At 45.3% G+C, this 18,740-nt stretch carries 14 protein-coding genes; 4 read left to right on the plus strand and 10 right to left on the minus strand.

The features are described 5' to 3' along the window. Positions 1-31: 31 nt before the first annotated feature. Positions 32-811, plus strand: a complete 780-nt coding sequence (locus tag QT994_RS03040) for an ion transporter (RefSeq protein WP_333171684.1) — start codon at positions 32-34, stop codon at positions 809-811. Positions 812-1,039: 228 nt separating this feature from the next. On the opposite strand, the gene QT994_RS03045 is transcribed toward QT994_RS03040, so the two are convergent. The 7 genes from QT994_RS03045 to QT994_RS03075 all read right to left on the minus strand — a co-directional run bounded on the left by QT994_RS03045 (position 1,040) and on the right by QT994_RS03075 (position 10,748). Beyond that, complete coding sequence (locus tag QT994_RS03045) at positions 1,040-2,416, minus strand: ATP-binding protein (RefSeq protein ID WP_333171686.1); 1,377 nt, start codon at positions 2,414-2,416, stop codon at positions 1,040-1,042. 108 nt (positions 2,417-2,524) lie between these two features. Then, complete coding sequence (locus tag QT994_RS03050) at positions 2,525-3,880, minus strand: sensor histidine kinase (protein ID WP_445243861.1); 1,356 nt, start codon at positions 3,878-3,880, stop codon at positions 2,525-2,527. A gap of 723 nt (positions 3,881-4,603) precedes the next feature. Further along, positions 4,604-5,170, minus strand: a complete 567-nt coding sequence (locus QT994_RS03055) for a hypothetical protein (RefSeq protein WP_333171690.1) — start codon at positions 5,168-5,170, stop codon at positions 4,604-4,606. Between the two features lie 260 nt (positions 5,171-5,430). Beyond that, positions 5,431-6,996, minus strand: a complete 1,566-nt coding sequence (locus tag QT994_RS03060; protein WP_333171692.1) for a hypothetical protein — start codon at positions 6,994-6,996, stop codon at positions 5,431-5,433. Between the two features lie 233 nt (positions 6,997-7,229). Further along, positions 7,230-8,606 (minus strand): oligosaccharide flippase family protein, encoded by a 1,377-nt coding sequence (locus QT994_RS03065; RefSeq protein WP_333171695.1) that lies wholly within the window; start codon positions 8,604-8,606, stop codon positions 7,230-7,232. A 186-nt stretch (positions 8,607-8,792) separates the two neighbouring features. Then, the gene (locus QT994_RS03070) at positions 8,793-9,581 is read right to left on the minus strand and encodes a TIGR03943 family putative permease subunit (protein ID WP_333171697.1); all 789 of its coding nucleotides are present in this window, start codon (positions 9,579-9,581) and stop codon (positions 8,793-8,795) included. 87 nt (positions 9,582-9,668) lie between these two features. Continuing rightward, the gene (locus QT994_RS03075) at positions 9,669-10,748 is read right to left on the minus strand and encodes a permease (RefSeq protein WP_333171698.1); all 1,080 of its coding nucleotides are present in this window, start codon (positions 10,746-10,748) and stop codon (positions 9,669-9,671) included. Positions 10,749-11,918: 1,170 nt separating this feature from the next. On the opposite strand from QT994_RS03075, the gene QT994_RS03080 reads away from it, so the two are divergent. Continuing rightward, the gene (locus QT994_RS03080; RefSeq protein WP_333171700.1) at positions 11,919-13,358 is read left to right on the plus strand and encodes an ATP-binding protein; all 1,440 of its coding nucleotides are present in this window, start codon (positions 11,919-11,921) and stop codon (positions 13,356-13,358) included. A gap of 252 nt (positions 13,359-13,610) precedes the next feature. On the opposite strand, the gene dnaN is transcribed toward QT994_RS03080, so the two are convergent. From dnaN to dnaA, 3 genes are all read right to left on the minus strand, one after another. Next, complete coding sequence (gene dnaN / locus QT994_RS03085; protein ID WP_333050572.1) at positions 13,611-14,750, minus strand: DNA polymerase III subunit beta; 1,140 nt, start codon at positions 14,748-14,750, stop codon at positions 13,611-13,613. Between the two features lie 230 nt (positions 14,751-14,980). Beyond that, the gene (locus QT994_RS03090) at positions 14,981-15,214 is read right to left on the minus strand and encodes a hypothetical protein (RefSeq protein WP_333171702.1); all 234 of its coding nucleotides are present in this window, start codon (positions 15,212-15,214) and stop codon (positions 14,981-14,983) included. 98 nt (positions 15,215-15,312) lie between these two features. Then, positions 15,313-16,680, minus strand: a complete 1,368-nt coding sequence (dnaA, locus tag QT994_RS03095; protein WP_333050576.1) for a chromosomal replication initiator protein DnaA — start codon at positions 16,678-16,680, stop codon at positions 15,313-15,315. A 208-nt stretch (positions 16,681-16,888) separates the two neighbouring features. Here dnaA and QT994_RS03100 point away from each other — a divergent pair, with 208 nt between their 5' ends. After that, positions 16,889-18,127 carry an HhoA/HhoB/HtrA family serine endopeptidase gene (locus tag QT994_RS03100; RefSeq protein ID WP_333171704.1) on the plus strand — a complete coding sequence of 413 codons (1,239 nt, stop codon included), beginning with the start codon at positions 16,889-16,891 and terminating at the stop codon, positions 18,125-18,127. Positions 18,128-18,195: 68 nt separating this feature from the next. Beyond that, on the plus strand, positions 18,196-18,729 hold the full coding sequence (gene def, locus QT994_RS03105) for a peptide deformylase (RefSeq protein ID WP_333171706.1): 534 nt from the start codon (positions 18,196-18,198) through the stop codon (positions 18,727-18,729). Positions 18,730-18,740 lie beyond the last annotated feature (11 nt).

Genomic DNA, 18,740 nt, shown 5'->3' on the forward strand with positions numbered 1-18,740 from the left:
TACCTCATAAATGGTATTAATTATCTCATCTATGTTAACCCGATCGCAAATTGGATTTTATCTCGAAGACATCGAAACCCCAATTGGCAGAACCGTCAATTTAACTCTTACCGGACTCATTCTTTTATCTTCCGCCAGCTTCATCGCCGAAACTTACCCCATTTCGGAAACTGTTAGAATTAATTTGCAAACTGTCGATACAGCGCTTTTAATCGTTTTTGCAGTTGAGTATTTATTGCGGTTGTGGTGTGCCGAAAATCGAGTTAAATTTATTTTTAGTTTTTTTTCTATCATTGATTTGCTGGCAATCTTACCATTTTTATTGGGATTTGTCAACGTCAGTTTTATCCGCATTTTCCGCTGGTTTAGAATTCTCCGACTCATCCGTTTTCTGGAATTAAAAATTTCTATTTTCCGCATCAGCAGCGAAGATGGGGTTATTTTCTCTCGAATTGTGTTTACTTTACTGGCAATAATTTTTGTTTATTCGGGTTTGATTTATCAAGTCGAACATCCGACCAATCCCGAAAGTTTTGGGACTTTTTTGGATGCTGTTTATTTCTCGGTTGTCACGATGACGACGGTGGGATTTGGGGATGTTACTCCGATTTCGGAATCCGGCCGTTTTCTGACTATTTTGATGATTTTGACAGGAATTGCTCTGATTCCTTGGCAATTGGGGGATTTGATTAAACAATTAGTTAAAAGTGCTAATCACGGAGAAGCTGTTTGTCAAGGTTGCGGTTGGTCTGTACACGATGCTAATGCTAGATTTTGTAAAATGTGTGGCAGTCAATTAGATAATAATTGACTGCTGACTGTTGGCTGTTGACTGTTGACTGTTGACTGTTGACTGTTGACTATTACAGCAGTTTTCCGTTGAGTGTACTACAGATAACGGGTAGGGAAACCGCATTGCCGTGTCCTATACTTCATAAATCAGGAATACACTGTAACTTCTTCTCTCTTCCTTTTTCCTTCTTCCTGAAATCCGTTACATCCGTTACAGAATCCGTTGCCGAACTTCCTTCTTCCTTCTTTAAGCTAAGGGTAACAAAATTTCAAATTCAGTGCCGCTGCCTAATTCCGATCGCATTCTGAATGCACCGCCGTGTTTGCCCGTCACTATTTGATAGCTAACAGCTAAACTGGTTTCTTTGAGGGCGCGTTTTTCCGTAGAAAATGATTCTATGATTTTTTTGTACTTGCTAGGTGACATTCCTGGCCCGTTATCTGCTATGCAAATCGAAACCCAGCGAACATGAAGTTTGTCTAAATCCGGCGCAGGTTCCGGACAGCAGACTTGAGTTGTGATTTCAATTTTAGGCTGGCGCTCGGCGTCTCTGAGTCCTCCACCTTTGAACTCTTTCGCCAATTCTTGACCGACTGCTTCATTAATTAATGTATGAATAGCATTGGTCAATATATTCATAAATACTTGGTTTAGCTGTCCTGCATAGCATGGCACTGGTGGCAGGTAGCCGTAGTTTTTCACTACTTGGATTTCCCTGGTCAAACGACTTTTGAGCAGCAAAAGTATGCTGTCTATGTTGGCGTGCAAGTCGGTCGGTTTGGGATAAACATCGTCTATGTGGCAAAAGTTTTGCAAACTGCTTGCCAGCTTGCTCAAACGTTCGGCTCCAGATTTGATGCTGGCAACAGTTCGGAGGAAATCGTTTTGCAAAAAGTCGTAGTCTATCTCTTCCTTGAGCCGTGCTATTTCCGGCGGGGGCTCAGTACAGTATGCGTCGTAAACTGAGAGCAATTCCATCAAGTTTTTGCTGTAGTCGCTTACGTAGGTTAAATTCCCCCAGATAAAGCCTACCGGATCTAAAATTTCGTGGGCTACTCCGTTGACTAAACGCCCTAAACTAGCCATTTTTTCGCTTTGAATCATTTGAGTTTGGGCTCTTTCGTAGCGGACTTGAGTTTCTATGCCACGAATTTGCCAGTAGGCGATGTTTAGTGCGTTAGGGTCTAAGAGTCGGTAAGATTGGGAGTCTATTTGGACGACGATTGGTTCTGACTGCAATTCGGGCGATCGACGCAGAGCTTGTGGAGCTGCTGCCAAAATGGTTGTACTCTCTGCGACTAATAATATTTCGACCCGAGCGTAACTGTAGAGAACTTTCAGCGGCAAGTGCAAAAATAGCTCGGGGCCTTGGGGTTTGAGCAAATATTCCAGCAGTTGCCTGCGGGATATCATGCCAGCAAACTCTCCTGCTTCCATCAATACGACTCCCGGCACTAGGGGATGCTGTTCAAACATTTCGGCAACTGCCACAGCCAAGCAGCTCGATTTAACCTGAAAGTCATACAGGGGCAAATCCCAGAGGGTAGACTCTAGGGAAAGGTCTTGATGGCTGCCTTCGGAGAGTGAAGGGCCAAGGAGTTTGGAACTGAATTTATTTGCCACTTGAACTTTTAGTTGCCGAAACGCTGGGAAAGTGAATTGCGAACCTACTACTAAGCTAGCCTATCACTTCACCGCAGGAGCGAACAACCGAGAATATTCTTGAGTTAATCATGTTGTGCCAACTATAGGCAGGAGAATTTCAAATTCAGTGTTCTTACCTGGTTGCGATCGCAATTTCATTTGGCCGCCGTGCTTTTCTGTGACGATTTGATGGCAGATAGCCAGCCCCATACCGCTGCCTTTGCCTGCTGGTTTAGTGGTAAAAAAGGTGTCAAATATCTGCTGATGATTTTCTGGGGGAATGCCGGGCCCGTTATCGGCAATGCAAATGGCCACCCGCTTGCCGTGTTCGGTTTCTATGACTTTAGTGGTAATTTCGATTTGGGCCTGCCAGTTGTCCAGGCACTGGGTCTGTATTTCTCGCTCGGCTGCGTACTCTGTCAGGGCGTCTATAGCATTAACTAACAAATTCAAAAACACCTGACTCAACTGACCGGAGTAGCCGCTAACTAGCGGCAGTTCGCCGTAATTTTTTACCACTTCTATGCTATTTTTAAAGCGGTTTTTCAGAATTAACAGCGTCATCTCCACGCATTCGTGAATGTCTGTCTCCACTGGCTTTGTCTCGTCCATGTGAGAGAAGTGGTGCAGGCCGTTAACTATTTTTAGCAATTGCGAGGCTCCCAACTCCATCCCTTCTAAGGTGATAGGCAAATCTTCTTGTAAAAAATCAAATTCAATTTCTTCTTTGAGAGCGTCTATTCGGGGACATGGTTCGGAATATTCTTCTTCATAAACCGACATTAGCTGAAGCAAGTGTTCAAAATATGACAACAGAAAAGTTAAATTTCCCCAAATACAGTTCAGCGGATTTCTGATTTCGTGAGCTACTTCTGCTACAATCCTCCCCAAACTCGCCATTTTTTCTGTTTGGATGAGTTTGGCTTGGGTTTGTTTGTGGAGCAACTTATTTGTTAATTCGTGAATTCTTGATTGAGCGACCATTAATTGGTGTACGTCTAATAGTTTGTAGCTCTGAGGTGCTACTTCCACTACTACAGGTTCGTAAATTAATTCGGCGGCTCTGTACAGCGATTCCTGGGCGGCTTCTACTATTAACTTACTGCCTGGAAGTATCAACGGCTCTGGCTTGGAAAACCTATATAATACCTCTATTGGTCGCTTAAAAAACATTTCTAATCCGTAGCGACGGTTAACTTTTTCAAAAAATAGACGCCTGGATATTATGCCGACAAAACTACCCCCATTTGTCAAAATGACGCCGGGAAGCATGGAATTTTCTTCAAAAGCCTGGGCTACTTCTTTTGCCTGTTGAGTTAATTCAATTTGACAGTTGAAGAGTGGCAGGTCTAGGAGAGTTGATTCTAAAGAGATGTTCCAAGAACAAAATTCAGGTATATGCAACACTGATAACTCCGAGCTAGTCTCACGCACAGCAAACATAGATGAAACCCCTGTTAAAAATTGTATTCATGAACAACTTAAGTTGCTATTAATTCGTAACGGGTAATTGGTAGGGGTAGTTGCTAATTTGTGAAATTACAACAGCACCCGATGGGAAAACCCGATCACAGTAGCATTGTCTGCTAAAGATTTTGTTTCTAAGTCAATATTAAACGATCGAAGCTTTTGTGGAAATTACGGAGCACGCGCTTTAAACTTTTTACCATGATATACCTGCGCTCGCGTGTTTTCCGAAAATTTTTAATATTTATAACGAATTATTGTGATAAGTTATACCATTTTTCCACTGATAGAAGGGAATTGGAGAACCGCTTGCTGGTTATCAGGGAATATACAGGCATCCTTCGAGGGTTCGAGGGCCAGGATTAGCCCTCGTCCAAGGAGCAGCAGGCTCCAACTGTCAAGACTAGGGCCCAGGCCAAAATCGGCACATTGTACAGCAGAAGGAAGTTCGGCCACGGATTCGCTTTCTTCGGGTGTAACCGAATGTAACGGATGGAAGGCTTTAGTTATCTATGAGAGAAGGAAGAAGCCATGTTCCGCAAGGGTTTGTGGAATTAAGAACATCCTAACCGTCGGCCGCGGTTCCTATACCACTACAAAGAAATGCAACTTTAGGCAACTTCCAACCTCGATGGTAGTCAGTTTTTTGCAATCTGCCATCTCAAATCTCAAATCTCAAATCTCAAATCTCAAATCTTCTTAGGGTTCCACCTCCGGCCAGAGGCGTTCTAGCTGATACCGCCAAGCGGCGAGAGTTTTTTCGCTAGACTCTCGCCCTAGTTCCATTTCACCCATCAATCCCTCTGCGTAGAAACGGTCTAAAGTCTGAAGGGTAGTTTCCACAGATTGTCCCTGCATCTTCGCAGCTTTGATGATTTCACGGATGCGGCTTTCTATCAAACCGCCGAAAAAGTCAGACAAACCTCGCTCTTGCAAAGCCAGCACTCTGGCGACGGCGGCCGAGAAATCTGCGGCCGCGAGTGTGGCACAACTGTGCTGAAATACTCCCCACAAAACGTTTTGATGTAAGGCGTAGCGAGTTTCCAGGGTAGTGTCAAAGTTAGCTTCTAGGAGTTTATCAAAAAATGGTTGAGCTTCCTGGGCATCGGCGATCGGCAGCAAAATCCGCAGCCAAGTCCCATCTTCTGACAGGAGGACTAACAGGCGAAAATTGGGGGTTTCTACTTGCCAAGAAGTAGCAGCCGGCATCTCAACACTGTCACCAAATAAGTCTTTAAGGGTATTGCTAATTTCTTCGGGAGTCATGCGAATTTTAGATTTTAGGTTTGAGGTTTTAGATGTGAAATTGCAGGCTGGTGAGTTGGTTTCAAAAGTTTGTAATATTTACCAGTATGGCTTAGTATCAACTCAATTTCAAATTTCCAATCTCAAATCTCAAATCAATTTAGTAAAAGTAGGGTGTGCACCGCGCACATTTCAACGCTTGGTGTTTATGGGCGCACCTTACCCTAATATTTACCAATATCGGTCAATCTAAAATCTAAAATCTCAAATCTCAAATCGATTTAGGGAAGCCAGCGGGGGTGATAGCCGGCAAAGGGAAGTTCTTCTGGCTGTAGTTTTGCGGGAGAACCATCTGCGGGTATTTCTACTAAGGGTAGTAGCCAGAGGCGGCTGGTGGCGATCGACTGTCCGCTATCATTGCGGGGACTATCTGCTGCTGAGGGATTTGCTGCTGTGACTGATTGGTCGAAAATTAATGCCAGCCCATCGGGAGATAAACTGATTTGGGTATCTAATTGGTTGGGCAAAACCAGCAGCGGTTTGATGGTTCCGACTAAACGACTGCCCTCTTTTTTGAGGTCGATGGTGGCGATGAAAGGCTGTTCTTTGTAGCTTTCGGTTTTGAGACGTTGGGCTAACAAACAGTATAGACGCTGAACTTGGTTGTCTTGGTTTTTGCGGGGGTCGAAATAAACGGCCATAATGCTGCCGGGAATACGCAATATTTCTTGTTCCACACCTTGGTTATCTAAGATGAAAAGCGATCGAGTAAAGTCGCTGTTGTATTTAACATAGGCGGCGGCAGAGTTGTCGCGGGCCATCCCCAATACTTGTTCGTATTTTGGCAAAAATTCTACTGGGTCTGCTTCCGGTTTGAGGGGGACGATCGCTAATCCTTGTTTTTGAGATATTACCATCGATTTACTGTCGGGGCGAATCATAAAATCTCCGCCTTGTTCCTTTTCCAATGGTCGGGGTAGCTGTTTTTCTTCCAAAATCCAAGGAGTGAAATCGCCGGGATTGCTGCGGTTGACGCGCTGGACAACTATGATTTTTCCGTCGGCTGAGAGGTCGAATTTGAGGTTTTGGTAATCTTTGGAGTCTAAGATTTTGTCGATTCTACCGGCTGGGTATTTTTGTTGAGTTCCTGAGCCCGATTGGGAGTTGAGGCCGGTGGTGACTGTGAATAGTTCTTGATTTAGGGTGCCACGAGTACGGGCGATCGATCGATCGGTGGCTGAGAATAAAATGCGATCGCTGTCGGGATACGGTTTAAAATCGGTAACGACTAAATCTTTGGGAGTTAGGGGTATCGGTTTTGAGTCGCTGCTGGTGAGATTGACTAGCATTAATCTGCTTTCTGTTTCGCCTTGGACGCCGATGTAAGCAAAAGCTCGATCGCGGCTGCGAAAGGAACTGCTAAACGGTTGCATTGGCGTTCCTTTATTTTGGTTTTTTTCTCCGAAATACTTATCGGTTGCTCCGGCGAGTTTTAATGTGTAGGTAACGCCGTAGGGTGCTGGATCTTTGAGGGTGTAAGCCATGCGTCTTCCAGCCCAACTAAATTTACCGGGGAGGGGGGGTTCTAGCTTGAAGTTTTCCTCGACGGTGGAGTGGTTCATCGGCCGAAAGAAGGTGAGGATAAAGCCGGTATCTTCGGCGCCGATTTGTTTGTTTTCCCAGGTAAATTCTCGCACTCTGGGTGCTGTGTGATCGCCACTCAGCAGCAGCAGTCCGATAAAAACGCTCAGCACTAGCATGAGGAAGATGGCCGTGCGGTCGATCGGCTGTTTGAATTGCCCAATAGCGAAGGGTGAAGGATTAATTTTTTTGTTAAAAACACTCACAAATTTTTCTCTCCTACTTCTGCTTACAATTTACTGCCCTATTTACCCTATGATATTTTACATTTTTGGACCCACTCCTAACACTCACAAAGCCATTTTTTTACCACACTAAATGGCTGCAACGAGTTATTTTCCGTAACCCACCTAGTTTTTGAAACTTGTGGTGCCTCCAGGACTGAATAAAACTTAAGATATTAAGTAGGTGGGACACGCAGCACTTTCAACAGGTTTGTTTACTGAAACAGTTGATTGATAGGTATTAAATCCATCGGTGATATTTTATCAATCGGCAGACCCAAACCAAAAGCCACTCTACACCAAATTAGAGTGACCAGCACCCCTACAAACAGCCCTGTTAATTGAATATCCTGCCAAAAACAAGTTAGTCCTTCTCGCCACAAACCGTAGTTAGTTACTGCATATGTAGGAAGGTCGCCGAGAGCTACAGCAATTACGGCACCTAAATTACCTTTTAAGTGGTATCCCAGCGGTATAGTTATACATAGATTCACAAAAGTCAGTAAATTGCCCATAGCTGGGTACTGAGACTTTCCTACGGCTAACAGACAAGAACCCATCATATTGTGGAGGGTGGTGTGCCAGATACCTAATGCCAAGATTGGCATCATCCAAGATGCCGCCGTATACTCTTTCCGATACAGTGTTAAAATTAACTGATCTCCAAAGCTCACAAAAATTGCTAAACCTACTGCTAATGGTATTAGAATTAGCTTGCGGTTATTGAGTATCTTGGCGCGCAACTCCTCCCGCGGCAACTCGGCCAGCAGAGAAATCGAGGGAAAAATCACCCTGCCGCTAATGGCGATGATGACTTGGCGTGGCATATCGCCGAGAGTAAAAGCGATGCCGTAAATGCCCAACATTGTTAAAGTAAATATTTTACCGAGGATGAGTCGATCGGCTTGAGAACACAAGAAAAACAAAGCCGTAGACACAAATATCCATTTTCCATAAGAAAATATTTCTTTAGCTGCTTCTTTATCCCAAGCAAAGCGGTTTGACTTGCCGGGAATCAAAAAATGGCTCCATACTACCTCCACGAAAGAACTCGCAAAACCGCCAACAATAATCGCCCAGATGCTGGGATTGAAAAATGCCCATACAATCATCACTGTAGTAGAAAATATCTGTATTCCTAACTCAAAAAGCACTACTTGCTTAACGCTCATTTTGCGTTCGAGGGTGGATACGGAAGTGGATTTGAACCCTCCTATTAGGGTATTTATACTTATGCAGGGCAGCAACCACAGGAGACGGGGTTCTTCATAGAATTTAGCAACTGGCCAGGTGATTAACATTAAACACAACCAAACAAACAGGCTGCGAAGAAGTTGCATTGTCCAAGCGGTGTTTAAAAATTTAGGATCGTCTCCGCGCTTGTTTTGAATAATACTCGGGCCCAACCCTATGTCTGTGAATAGGTGGACACCTGTGATGAAAACGTAGGCTAGACCCACCAGACCAAATAGTTCGGGCAAAAGCAGACGCGTCAGGATTAAGTTGCTGCCAAATCGGATAATTTGACTGCTTCCATAGCTGGCGATCGTCCAGGCAGCACCTTTGATAGCTAATTTTTTTTCTGATGACATATACTGAGAATTTATTTACTAATGACGAGTTTAGTTGCTGAATTTACTTTTGGCAACTCCTACAGGATGCTGTTGCAACTTTATATAGCTGACTGTACATTATTTTAATTTGCATAGGTCGGACGGGCCCGGAATGCCCATCCCGAAATCAGAAAGATAACATTTAATCTCCAACTTACTCCCCATCTAATAATCATAAGGGTTTTTTGGTTCGGAAATTGGTTTGAGGGAGGATGCTTGAATGATTAATTTGCGCTTGCCTTGGAGTTCTTCTACGATCGTTTCTCCTTCTATTTCTAGCCAACTGTCTGGGGTAAAGGCGGCGCGGCTTTGACCGATGAGTAATTTTACGGGCAGCCCGATTGGATAGGCGTCTGCCGCGCAGCAGGTAATGATAAAACGCCCGATCCACATATATTGTTCTGATATGTTGGGGGGGTGAATTACAAATCCTTGAACTTTGACTTTTTGACCTTTGTATGTATCGGGTTCGGGATTAAAATTTAACAGTCGCACCCATTCGACGAGCGATCGCAGTTCGGGTTTTGTAGTATTGCGAAATTCTTGGGGTTGCAGTCTGGTGATTGGCAGAGATTCGGTGAGGCCTCGTTCTAATGCTGTCTGGCTGGTAAATGTGCGCGGTGTTGTTGCTAAACCTATTAATGCGACGCTCAACATTAAGGTGCTGCCGATGCTGGGGGGAAACAAGGTAACGTGTTCAACTTCGGTGATTCGGAGAGAGTTATTTGCGGGTGATGTCCGCGATTGCTTTGTGGTGCGATCGAGCTTTAAGAGTTCCCAAGTTTTTAACCCGCCAATAACCATTAAGCCGATTCCTCCTGCTAGAGTCAAGCCAAAGTAATTGGGGTGAATGAGAATACTTAATTTGCCGGTGATCCAATATTTAAGAAGCAGTATTCCCCAGGCTAAGATAGCTAGGGCGTCCAGCCAGGGGCTAATTTTTTTAAGATTCATTTTTTAAGAGTCATTGAGAATGGGGAATGGGGAATTGGGAATTGGGAATTGGGAATCTATCGTTAGTTGTCAGTCCCGGCTAATTTATTAACCTAGATACAAGTTGACAGCGAGGGTCATTAAAAAAGTTAACTGAGCTGCCAAGACAATTAAGTAAACTACGGCTCGACCTTTAAAAATTGACAGCATTAAACCAATGCCTTTGAGGTCAATCATCGGACCGAACACGAGAAATGCTAATAGCGAACCGCTGGTAAATGTGGAAGCAAAAGACAGGGCAAAAAAGGCATCTACTGTAGAACAAATCGATACGACTGCGGCTAATAGCAGCATGGCGAGAATCGAGGAAACGGGGCCTTGGCCGAGGTTGAGAATTAGTTCGCGGGGTACGCCAACTTGAATGATGGCTGCGATCGCACTTCCGATTACCAACACTCCTCCCAATTCGCGCAACTCCTGCACCATAGTATCTAAAAGCAGGCGCAGACGCTCTTTAGAAACGCGGTGGAACATCGAGGAACGTTTCGAGGTTTTTTCTGTTTGGCCTGTTTGTAATGGCTTCCAGTCGTCTTGTAGCAAAGATTCGATGGGCACCGCCCCCCCCGGCTGACCGAGCATAAATGTTCCCGACTGCAACAGCAGCGGAGTGTTGGCTTGGACGATATCTTTTTCGGAAAACTCTGGTTTTGGGAGGGGAATCGCGCGGGCTACAGAGGGGTGCAGCAGAGGCCGCAAGTCTTTTTGGGTGCTGAACACCCAGCCGATAATTGTGGCTGTGATTAGGGAAAATACCACCCGCAAAACTACAATTTCTGGCTGATCGCGAAATGCCGTCCAAGTCGCCCAAATTACCACGGGGTTGATGGTGGGGGCTGCGAGCAAAAAGCCGATCGCGGCTGGTGCGGGCACTCCCTGCATCAGTAACCTGCGGGCTACGGGAACGTTACCGCACTCGCACACGGGAAACAAAAAGCCGATCGAACTGCCCATCAAAGCCCCCAGTAACGGGTTTCGCGGGATACGGGATACGAGCTTGCGTTCATCTACAAACCCCAGCAGCAAACCTGAGAATAAGACTCCTAGCAGCAGAAAAGGTATTGCTTCTACTAACAAGCTGAGAAACAGGGTGAAAGCATTGTTTAACTGATTTGTGAGGGCGGGTTGCATCGATCACCTACTGGTAAATTGCTATTTAGTTACACGTCTTTGGCAGAACCCCTTGTAGATCATACCAAAGCATGGCACTAAGTTAAGATCCAGTTAATTTTTTTTAGCTTTTTTTTTGCTGAATTTTGTAGACCTTCTAGTTTAATCAATGCAGATGCCTTGAATAATTTGAACGGGTTAAACTGGTTTGAATTTGACTAATATTTTATTCATATCCGCCTCGTACAGCCAATCAATAATTGACTCTGCCAACCGTAGCAGATTTGATGAATCTTTGGGTTAAAAATAATTGATTGGAGAACCAATGCCAAGGCAGATTTTGCAGAGTGCGGGCGAGGCTAACTGTTTTATATAACGATTGTTATAAAATTGGTTTGTAGCGATGACTTTAGTTTTTACTACAAACCTATAGGGAACGCACTGGCAGGTGTGTCGCTGGCGGAGCGTTACGGGGGGTTGCGAGTACCGGAGCGGGGAGATGGGATGAAATCGCCTCAAATACCTAGCTTGCAAGGCGTCCCGCCATCGCGATTGCAAGCTAAAACTCCGGGACGCGACCCCGCGAATTTCTGCTTTTAACTTGTCTGGTGACGGGCTGCATCGTGTTGGCGATCGGGCAATTCCGATTTTCCTCTATGGTCACTCTATTATCTTTTACCGAAATCAGATTTTTTAATTAACAAAAGGTTAAGACGAGAACTCAATCTTAATTAATAGTTAAATAGTCAATAGTCCGGACAGTTTTTAGATGGCCCAATGGCTTATTCTGTAGGACTTTGAGCCACTGTGGATAATTAAATCAATCTCAGCTCCACCCCGCTCGTTGCATTTAATTGGACTTTATTGATGATCCTTGCGCTGTAAAGCTTGTAGTCTCGTTCCAAAAACTGTCCGGAGTATTGAATAGTCAAACCCAGCGTTAATACCTCTCAAGTTAGTATAAAATAAAGTCAGGTATAATTGCCAGGGCGCATTTATCTCGGTGATACTCAATCTTGTCTAATACTTTAAGTGGTAAAACCACCTTTACGAGCGTCAGTCTTTTGTGTAATTTAAAATGCAGCTTGCCAAGTGGATGCCGGTCAAAGCACTCAGCAACTCACCTGCTGACCTTTGGTAGCTCAATGTCTGGTGGCAAATAGAACCCCTAAAAAGCGTGTTGATGAATTTATGTTAAATACCTCCTGCCTAGAAAGACCTGTCCAACCCCTCTCCGAGGCTGACCTAGGAGAACTTTGTTTAGATTCTACTCTCCAAAAATTGTCGCTTTACGATTTTCAGGTAGAAGCTACGGATTGGGGAATGCAAATTTCCCAGATGTTAGAAGCTAATCCGCTGTTACCGGGAGTCATTGTGACCCATCAAGGTGAATTTGCGGGTATGATTTCCCGGCGGAGATTTTTAGAATTTATCAGCCGTCCTTTTGGGCGAGAATTATTTTTAAAGCGACCTGTGAAGGCTTTGTACCGCTTTGCCGAAACTGAGAGTTTAATTTTTCCCAGCAATACTTTAATTGTGGATGCAGCCAGGAAGTCGCTGTTGCGCTCGAAAGAACTGCTTTACGAACCGATTGTAGTTCAAATGTCGCCTCAAACTTATACTTTGCTAGACGTACACGAACTGTTAGTAGCCCAATCCAACATTCACGAACTAGCGACCAAATTGCTGAGGCAGCAAACTCAATCTCAACTAATTCAAACCGAAAAACTAGCCAGTTTGGGGCAGATGGTAGCTGGAGTCGCCCACGAAATTAGAAATCCCGTCACCTGCATCAGGGGAAATATCGGCTTTTTGTCCAACTACTCGAAAGACATCATGGATTTGCTGTCTGCTTACGAAGACATTGTTGGTGACAGCGAACACATTCACAAACTTAAAAAAAACATAGAATTTGATTTTTTGCAAGAAGATTGGGTGGAAATTCTCAAAAGTATGAAAGTTTCATCCGAGAGGCTGACCGAACTCGTCACCAGCTTGCACACTTTTTCTCACATGGACGAAGCCCGCTTGAAACAAGCTAACATCCACGAATGTATTGACAGTACGCTGCTAATTATGAAAAACCGTCTGAAGTACGGGATTGAAGTAGTTAAAAACTATGGGGATTTGCCTTTGGTCAAGTGTTACTCTGGTCAGTTGAGCCAGGTATTTATGAATATCATCAGCAATGCGATCGACGTTTTGGAAGAGGTAAAAGAAGAAAAAGGTTTTGTGCCTGCGATTACTATTGAAACCGAGGTAATAGACAGTTCTGACGGAGACTGGGTGAATTCGGAATTGATTCAAAATTATGTTAGGGGCGATCGACAAAATGCAAAACAGCTATCATCCGGCAGCCAAAACGGCGACTTCTGCCCAGAAGCAGCGGAAAAAAATCAGAATAATGCTTGGATAGCCATCCGAATTGCCGATAACGGGCCGGGAATTCCGCCAGAAATTCAGCGCCGGATTTTTGAGACATTTTTCACCACCAAACCGGCTGGGAAAGGTACTGGTTTGGGATTGGCAATTACCCATCAAATTGTTACGGAAAAGCATAAAGGCAAGTTAAATTTGCATTCTACCCCCGGTACGGGTACGGAATTTGAGATTTTGTTGCCCTTGATTTGAAGTAATAAGTCATATCAAATCTGTTAGCATCGGAATTAATCCTATCTCTCTTCTCAACCTCTGCGTGAATCAGCGTCAATCCCTTGTCATCTGCGGTCAGAGAAATTCTCTTTTTTTGACCGCAGATGAGGGCAGATAAACACAGATTAACGCCGAGGAATTAGATCTATTCCGGTTACAGCATTGGTGATTGTTGACTGTTGACTGTTGATTGATGACTACAGAGTAAGGACTAAGGACTACTGACTCTTTTTAAGCTCTTAGCTGAACTGGCATTACCAAGAATGTAGCATTGACTCCGCCCAAAGGCTGGAAAATTACGGGGGCTAAAGCACCGTTTAATTGCAGTTGAATTTCGGGAGACTGAGCAGTTTTCAAAATGTCAATTAAGTATTTCACGTTGAAAGCAATATCTATGCTATCTCCCGAAATCTGTGCGGGCATTGACTCTTTGCCACAGCCGACATCTTTAGCATCTACAGACAAAGTAATTTCCTGATTCTCCTCGTCGATGCTGCATTTGAGAATATTATTTTTTTGGTCTGCAAACACTGCAATTCTTTCTACTGCTGCTAAGAACGATCGCCTTTCTAAGGTAATTTGCCGCTCAAAGGAGGGCGGAATTAACTGCCGGTATGCGGGATATTGCCCTTCCAATGTACGAGTGGTCAGCCGCTGGTCGGCCCATTCAAACACTACTTGACCGTGCTCGAAATGCAGGGTGACAGGTTCAGTCCACTGCCGCATCACCAACATTCTTTCTACTTCCCGCAATGCTTTAGCGGGGACTGTCACCTCAAATTCTTCTTGGGTTTCTTCGCCTTCAGCTTTTTCATTGGCAGTCTGAACTACTGCCAATCTGTGGCCGTCTGTAGCTGCAAATTCCAAGCAATCTTGCAATACCTTTAAATGCACGCCTGCAAGTACCTGTTTTGCCTCGTCGGGGCTAGTAGCAAATAAAGTTCCTTTGAGTCCTTCTATCAAGGATTCCGGCGGCAATTTTAGGATTGTTCCGGCTTCGATTGCGGGCAATTCTGGGAATTCTTCCGGGCCCATGCCTCTAACTTGGTAGCTGCCAGAACTGCAAGTGAGATATGCTACGGTGTCCCCCGCTTCGTCTTCTAAAGTAATCTCTCCATCTGGGAGTCTCGAAACAATATCGTTAAGCAATTTAGCGGGTATGGTAAAACTGCCGCCGCCAGTCACTTCTGCTGCGAAGCTGGTACGAATGCCTAAACTGAGATCGAAAGCTGTCAAGCTAACCCGCTGATTTTCCTCATCCGCTACTAAGAGCACGTTGGCTAGTACCGGATGTGTCGGGCGGGAGGGAACGGCCCGACTTACCAACGAGAGGTTGGCGTTGAGGTCACTTTGGGTGCAAACCAATTTCATGGTAGGAAGGTTAATTAACCGGATTTGAAACAGAAACAAATCGTATCACAGAAAGCCGGCGGGTCAGTTTTTCTGTGTGTAGGGCTTAAGCATGGGGCTAGAAACCGGGTTTCTAGGCAAAATTTTGCCTGTAAAAACGATAAATCTTCGTATAAACCGCGTTTCTGAGGTCAGCGCGGGTCGCGAACTATGTGTGTAGGGTATGTAGGGAGCACCTGTTTTTTTTTAATTTATTGAATTATTTTTGTATCGATCGCCCTGTGGAAACTGTGAAAAAAAAAGTTAACTGCTTGCTGGGCGTCACTTATAGGTAATAAATACCTGTGGAAAACTTGTGGAAAAGCTGGTGCGGTCGATCGCCCGCCCATTTTGGTACAAAAACTGTTTCGGGCGATCGAGTAAAGTTTTCCACAAACTGAGGGCAACTTTTCCACAGGTTTTTCCACAGGCAAGCTGCTACGCATAGAGATTGTCTGTTATCGGAGAGTTACCTCTTCGATGATGCGGATATTGAAATCGCTACATAGAGTCATGGGTGTGACAACTGACAACTGACTTCTTCTCAAGTTTTGCGGCTGACAACGTTAATTCGATCGCTCAACTGACGCAAAGTTTGAGCCAAATTCGGGTCAGTGTTCCGCAACTGAGCAATTTTGTCACAACTGTAAAGCACAGTTGTGTGATCTTTGCCACCGAATACTTCGCCAACTTTCGGCAAACTCAAACCAGTATGCTGCCGAATTAAATACATCCCTATTTGACGTGCCAGACTAATTTCTCGCCTGCGGGAAATGCCTTTCAAATCTTCAACAGAAACATCAAACTCCTCAGCCACAACTGCAATTACTGCATCTGGCGTTGCCTCTACGCTTTCAGTTTGCGGATTCAAAACCGGGGCGATATTTTCCACGGTCATCGGCAAACCAGTAATTGAAAGATATGCTACCGCCCGAATCAAAGCTCCTTCCAATTCCCGAACGTTGGAAGTGTAACTAGAAGCAATGTATTCAATGACATCTCGCGGCAGACGCATATTTTCATACTCGGCTTTTTTCTGCAAAATTGCCATCCTAGTTTCTAAGTCTGGCAATTGAATGTCGGCAATTAATCCCATGGAAAATCGGGAACACAAACGCTCTTGCAAACGGGGGATTTGCTGCGGCGGGCGATCGGAAGCTAAAACTACTTGATTCCCGGCTTCGTGCAAAGTATTAAAAGTGTGAAAAAATTCTTCTTGAGTGTATTCTTTTCCTTCAATAAATTGGATATCATCTATTAATAAAACATCGGCGGCTCGATAATGATCGCGGAAAGTTTGCATACTATCTTTCCTAATTGCGGCGATTAAATCGTTAGTAAATTTCTCAGTAGAAACGTAAAAAATCTTGGCGTTGGGGTCAATTTCCAAGCGATAATGACCGATCGCCTGCATCAAATGAGTTTTGCCCAAACCGACGCCACCGCACAAAAATAGGGGATTGAATTCTCTGCCCGGAGACTCGGCTACCGCGAGGGAGGCCGCGTGAGCCATGCGGTTATTAGAACCGACGACAAAGCGGGAAAATACGTATTTCGGGTTTAAATTGGCGGGTTTGGGGGGGTGAAGCGAGTGGTTTTCCATATCGGCGATGGGGGAGGGCCAAATTATGGCGGAGTCACTGCTGCCACCTGTTTCGTTTCCTCCGGCAATGGTCAAGTAAATGTCTACGGGATAGCCGAGAATTTCGTAGACTGCATCGGCAATGGTTTTGACGTAATATTTTTGCAACCAATTGCGAGCAAAGGGGTTGGGGGCGCTGACGATCAAACAGTTATTTTCGAGTTGTTCGGCCCGGGCAGTTTTGATCCACGTCTCAAAGCTAGGTCTGCTCAGTTGTACCTGGAGACGTTCAAGTATCTGATTCCACAGACTTTCGAGGGGAATGTCCATCGCTCACCTCTGCCGATCGGCATTCAAGATATTAATTCTACAGTCTAGAGAGTTTAGTCCTCAGATGCTAAAGTTTAAGGGAGTCTGCCGTAGCTTGCGGGGCGGGACGCCATCGCCCAAAAATTTTGCGGCTCTGCAGTCCAAACCAGGTATCGGGGAGCTGTTGAGCAAACATTTAGATTTGGCAGGAAAGCCTTAAAACGTCGCCATGAAGAGTTCTACTGGCAAATTTTGGAAGCAACCGGCAATTTACATATTGCTGCTGGTAACGGGAGCCGGGGCCGCCATGTTGGGCGATCGTCTGACGGTTTCTCAATTTCGTGCAAATTCTGGCGACTCGGGACAAAGGGCGCTGGAACCGACATTGCAACTGCCTCGTAGTACAAAGGATCGAGTTAGCAAAGTCTTGCCGCCGGCTTCCTTGTCGGGCGACGGGACTAATGTGAATTTTATTGTGGCTGCGGTGGCAAAAGTGGGCCCGGCAGTGGTTCGGATCGATGCTTCGCGCCGGGTGAAACCGCAAAATAGAGGGCTGTCGCCGGAAGATTTTTTTGGCATAGAACCGAATTCGGGTCAGGGTGGAATCGAACGGGGCACTGGTTCGGGTTTTGTCATCGGTGCCGACGGCGTAATTCTCACTAACGCTCACGTTGTAGAGGGAGCCGATACGGTAAATGTAACTCTCAAGGACGGCCGCAGCTTTCAGGGGCGGGTGTTGGGGGCGGATAAGGTGACGGATGTGGCTGTGGTGAAGATTGAGGCGAATAATCTGCCTGTGGTGCCGATCGGCAATTCGGATAAGCTGTTGTCTGGGGAATGGGCGATCGCGATCGGTAATCCTTTGGGTTTGGACAATTCCGTAACTGCGGGAATTATTAGCGCTACGGGGCGATCGAGCTCTGATGTGGGCGTACCCGACAAGCGGATCGGTTTTATTCAAACAGACGCTGCAATTAATCCGGGGAATTCCGGCGGCCCGCTGCTGAATGCTTCGGGTCAAGTTATTGGCATGAATACGGCGATTATTCAAGGTGCTCAAGGATTGGGCTTTGCGATTCCCATTCAGGCGGCCCAACAGGTGGCGAAGGAACTGATTTCGACGGGGAAAGTCGAACACGCTTATTTGGGCATTGAAATGGCGACGCTGACTCCAGAGGTTAAGCAGCAAATTAACAGCAACGCTAACAGCAGTCTGCGAGTTGCAGTCGATCGGGGTGTGGCTATTGTTAGCGTTGTTCCTAATTCTCCCGCTGCGGCGGCAGGTTTGCGCGCTGGAGATGTGATTCAAAAAATTAACAATCAGCCGATTATTCAGTCGGAAGCTGTTCAGGAGTTCGTGCAAAATGCTAAGGTTGGCGGGTTGTTGCAAATGGAAATTAACCGCAACGGGCAAATAGTTAATTTGACTGTTAAACCGGGGAGTTTGCCGGTTCAAAAAGTTGGATAATCTGTTGACGGTTGACGGTTGACGGTTGACGGTTGACGGTTGTTACCAATTACCAATGACTAATTAATATGGCAGAAATATTGCAAATTTCTCAATTAGGAAATCCCGTACTGCGCCGCCAGTCGCAAGTTGTCGAGAATATTAAGGACGATCGCATTCAACAGTTGATTGACAGCTTAATATTTACAGTACAGCAGGCAAACGGAGTAGGGATTGCCGCCCCTCAAGCGGCTCAGTCAGATCGCCTGTTCATCGTCGCATCCCGTCCCAATTTGCGGTATCCCCAAGCACCCCACATGGAGCCCACAGCGATGATTAATCCCCGGATTGTGGCTGCATCAACAGAGACAGTCAAAGACTGGGAAGGCTGTTTGAGCATTCCGGGGATTCGGGGATTGGTGCCCAGAAGTAGGGCGATCGAGATAGAATACACCAGTAGAGACGGCAAATTCCACCGACAAGAATTAACAGACTTTGTGGCCAGAATTTTTCAACACGAACACGACCATTTAGATGGAATCGTGTTTTTAGACAGAGTGGAAAATACCCACGAACTAATCACAGAGGACGAGTACCAAAAGCAAATTGTCAACTTACTATAACACTTGATATA

Origin of the sequence: Microcoleus sp. S13_B4 (assembly GCF_036700885.1) — a bacterium.
Taxonomy (GTDB): domain Bacteria; phylum Cyanobacteriota; class Cyanobacteriia; order Cyanobacteriales; family Microcoleaceae; genus Microcoleus.

Coding starts and splice junctions, on each gene's coding strand:
- QT994_RS03090 (WP_333171702.1), bottom strand. CDS start 15,214: ATGCGTAGCAGCTTGCCTGTGGAAAAACCTGTGGAAAAGTTGCCCTCA.
- QT994_RS03040 (WP_333171684.1), top strand. CDS start 32: ATGTTAACCCGATCGCAAATTGGATTTTATCTCGAAGACATCGAAACC.
- QT994_RS03065 (WP_333171695.1), bottom strand. CDS start 8,606: ATGTCATCAGAAAAAAAATTAGCTATCAAAGGTGCTGCCTGGACGATC.
- QT994_RS03100 (WP_333171704.1), top strand. CDS start 16,889: ATGAAGAGTTCTACTGGCAAATTTTGGAAGCAACCGGCAATTTACATA.
- QT994_RS03050 (WP_445243861.1), bottom strand. CDS start 3,880: ATGTTTGCTGTGCGTGAGACTAGCTCGGAGTTATCAGTGTTGCATATA.
- QT994_RS03055 (WP_333171690.1), bottom strand. CDS start 5,170: ATGACTCCCGAAGAAATTAGCAATACCCTTAAAGACTTATTTGGTGAC.
- dnaN (WP_333050572.1), bottom strand. CDS start 14,750: ATGAAATTGGTTTGCACCCAAAGTGACCTCAACGCCAACCTCTCGTTG.
- dnaA (WP_333050576.1), bottom strand. CDS start 16,680: ATGGACATTCCCCTCGAAAGTCTGTGGAATCAGATACTTGAACGTCTC.
- QT994_RS03075 (WP_333171698.1), bottom strand. CDS start 10,748: ATGCAACCCGCCCTCACAAATCAGTTAAACAATGCTTTCACCCTGTTT.
- QT994_RS03080 (WP_333171700.1), top strand. CDS start 11,919: ATGTTAAATACCTCCTGCCTAGAAAGACCTGTCCAACCCCTCTCCGAG.
- QT994_RS03070 (WP_333171697.1), bottom strand. CDS start 9,581: ATGAATCTTAAAAAAATTAGCCCCTGGCTGGACGCCCTAGCTATCTTA.
- def (WP_333171706.1), top strand. CDS start 18,196: ATGGCAGAAATATTGCAAATTTCTCAATTAGGAAATCCCGTACTGCGC.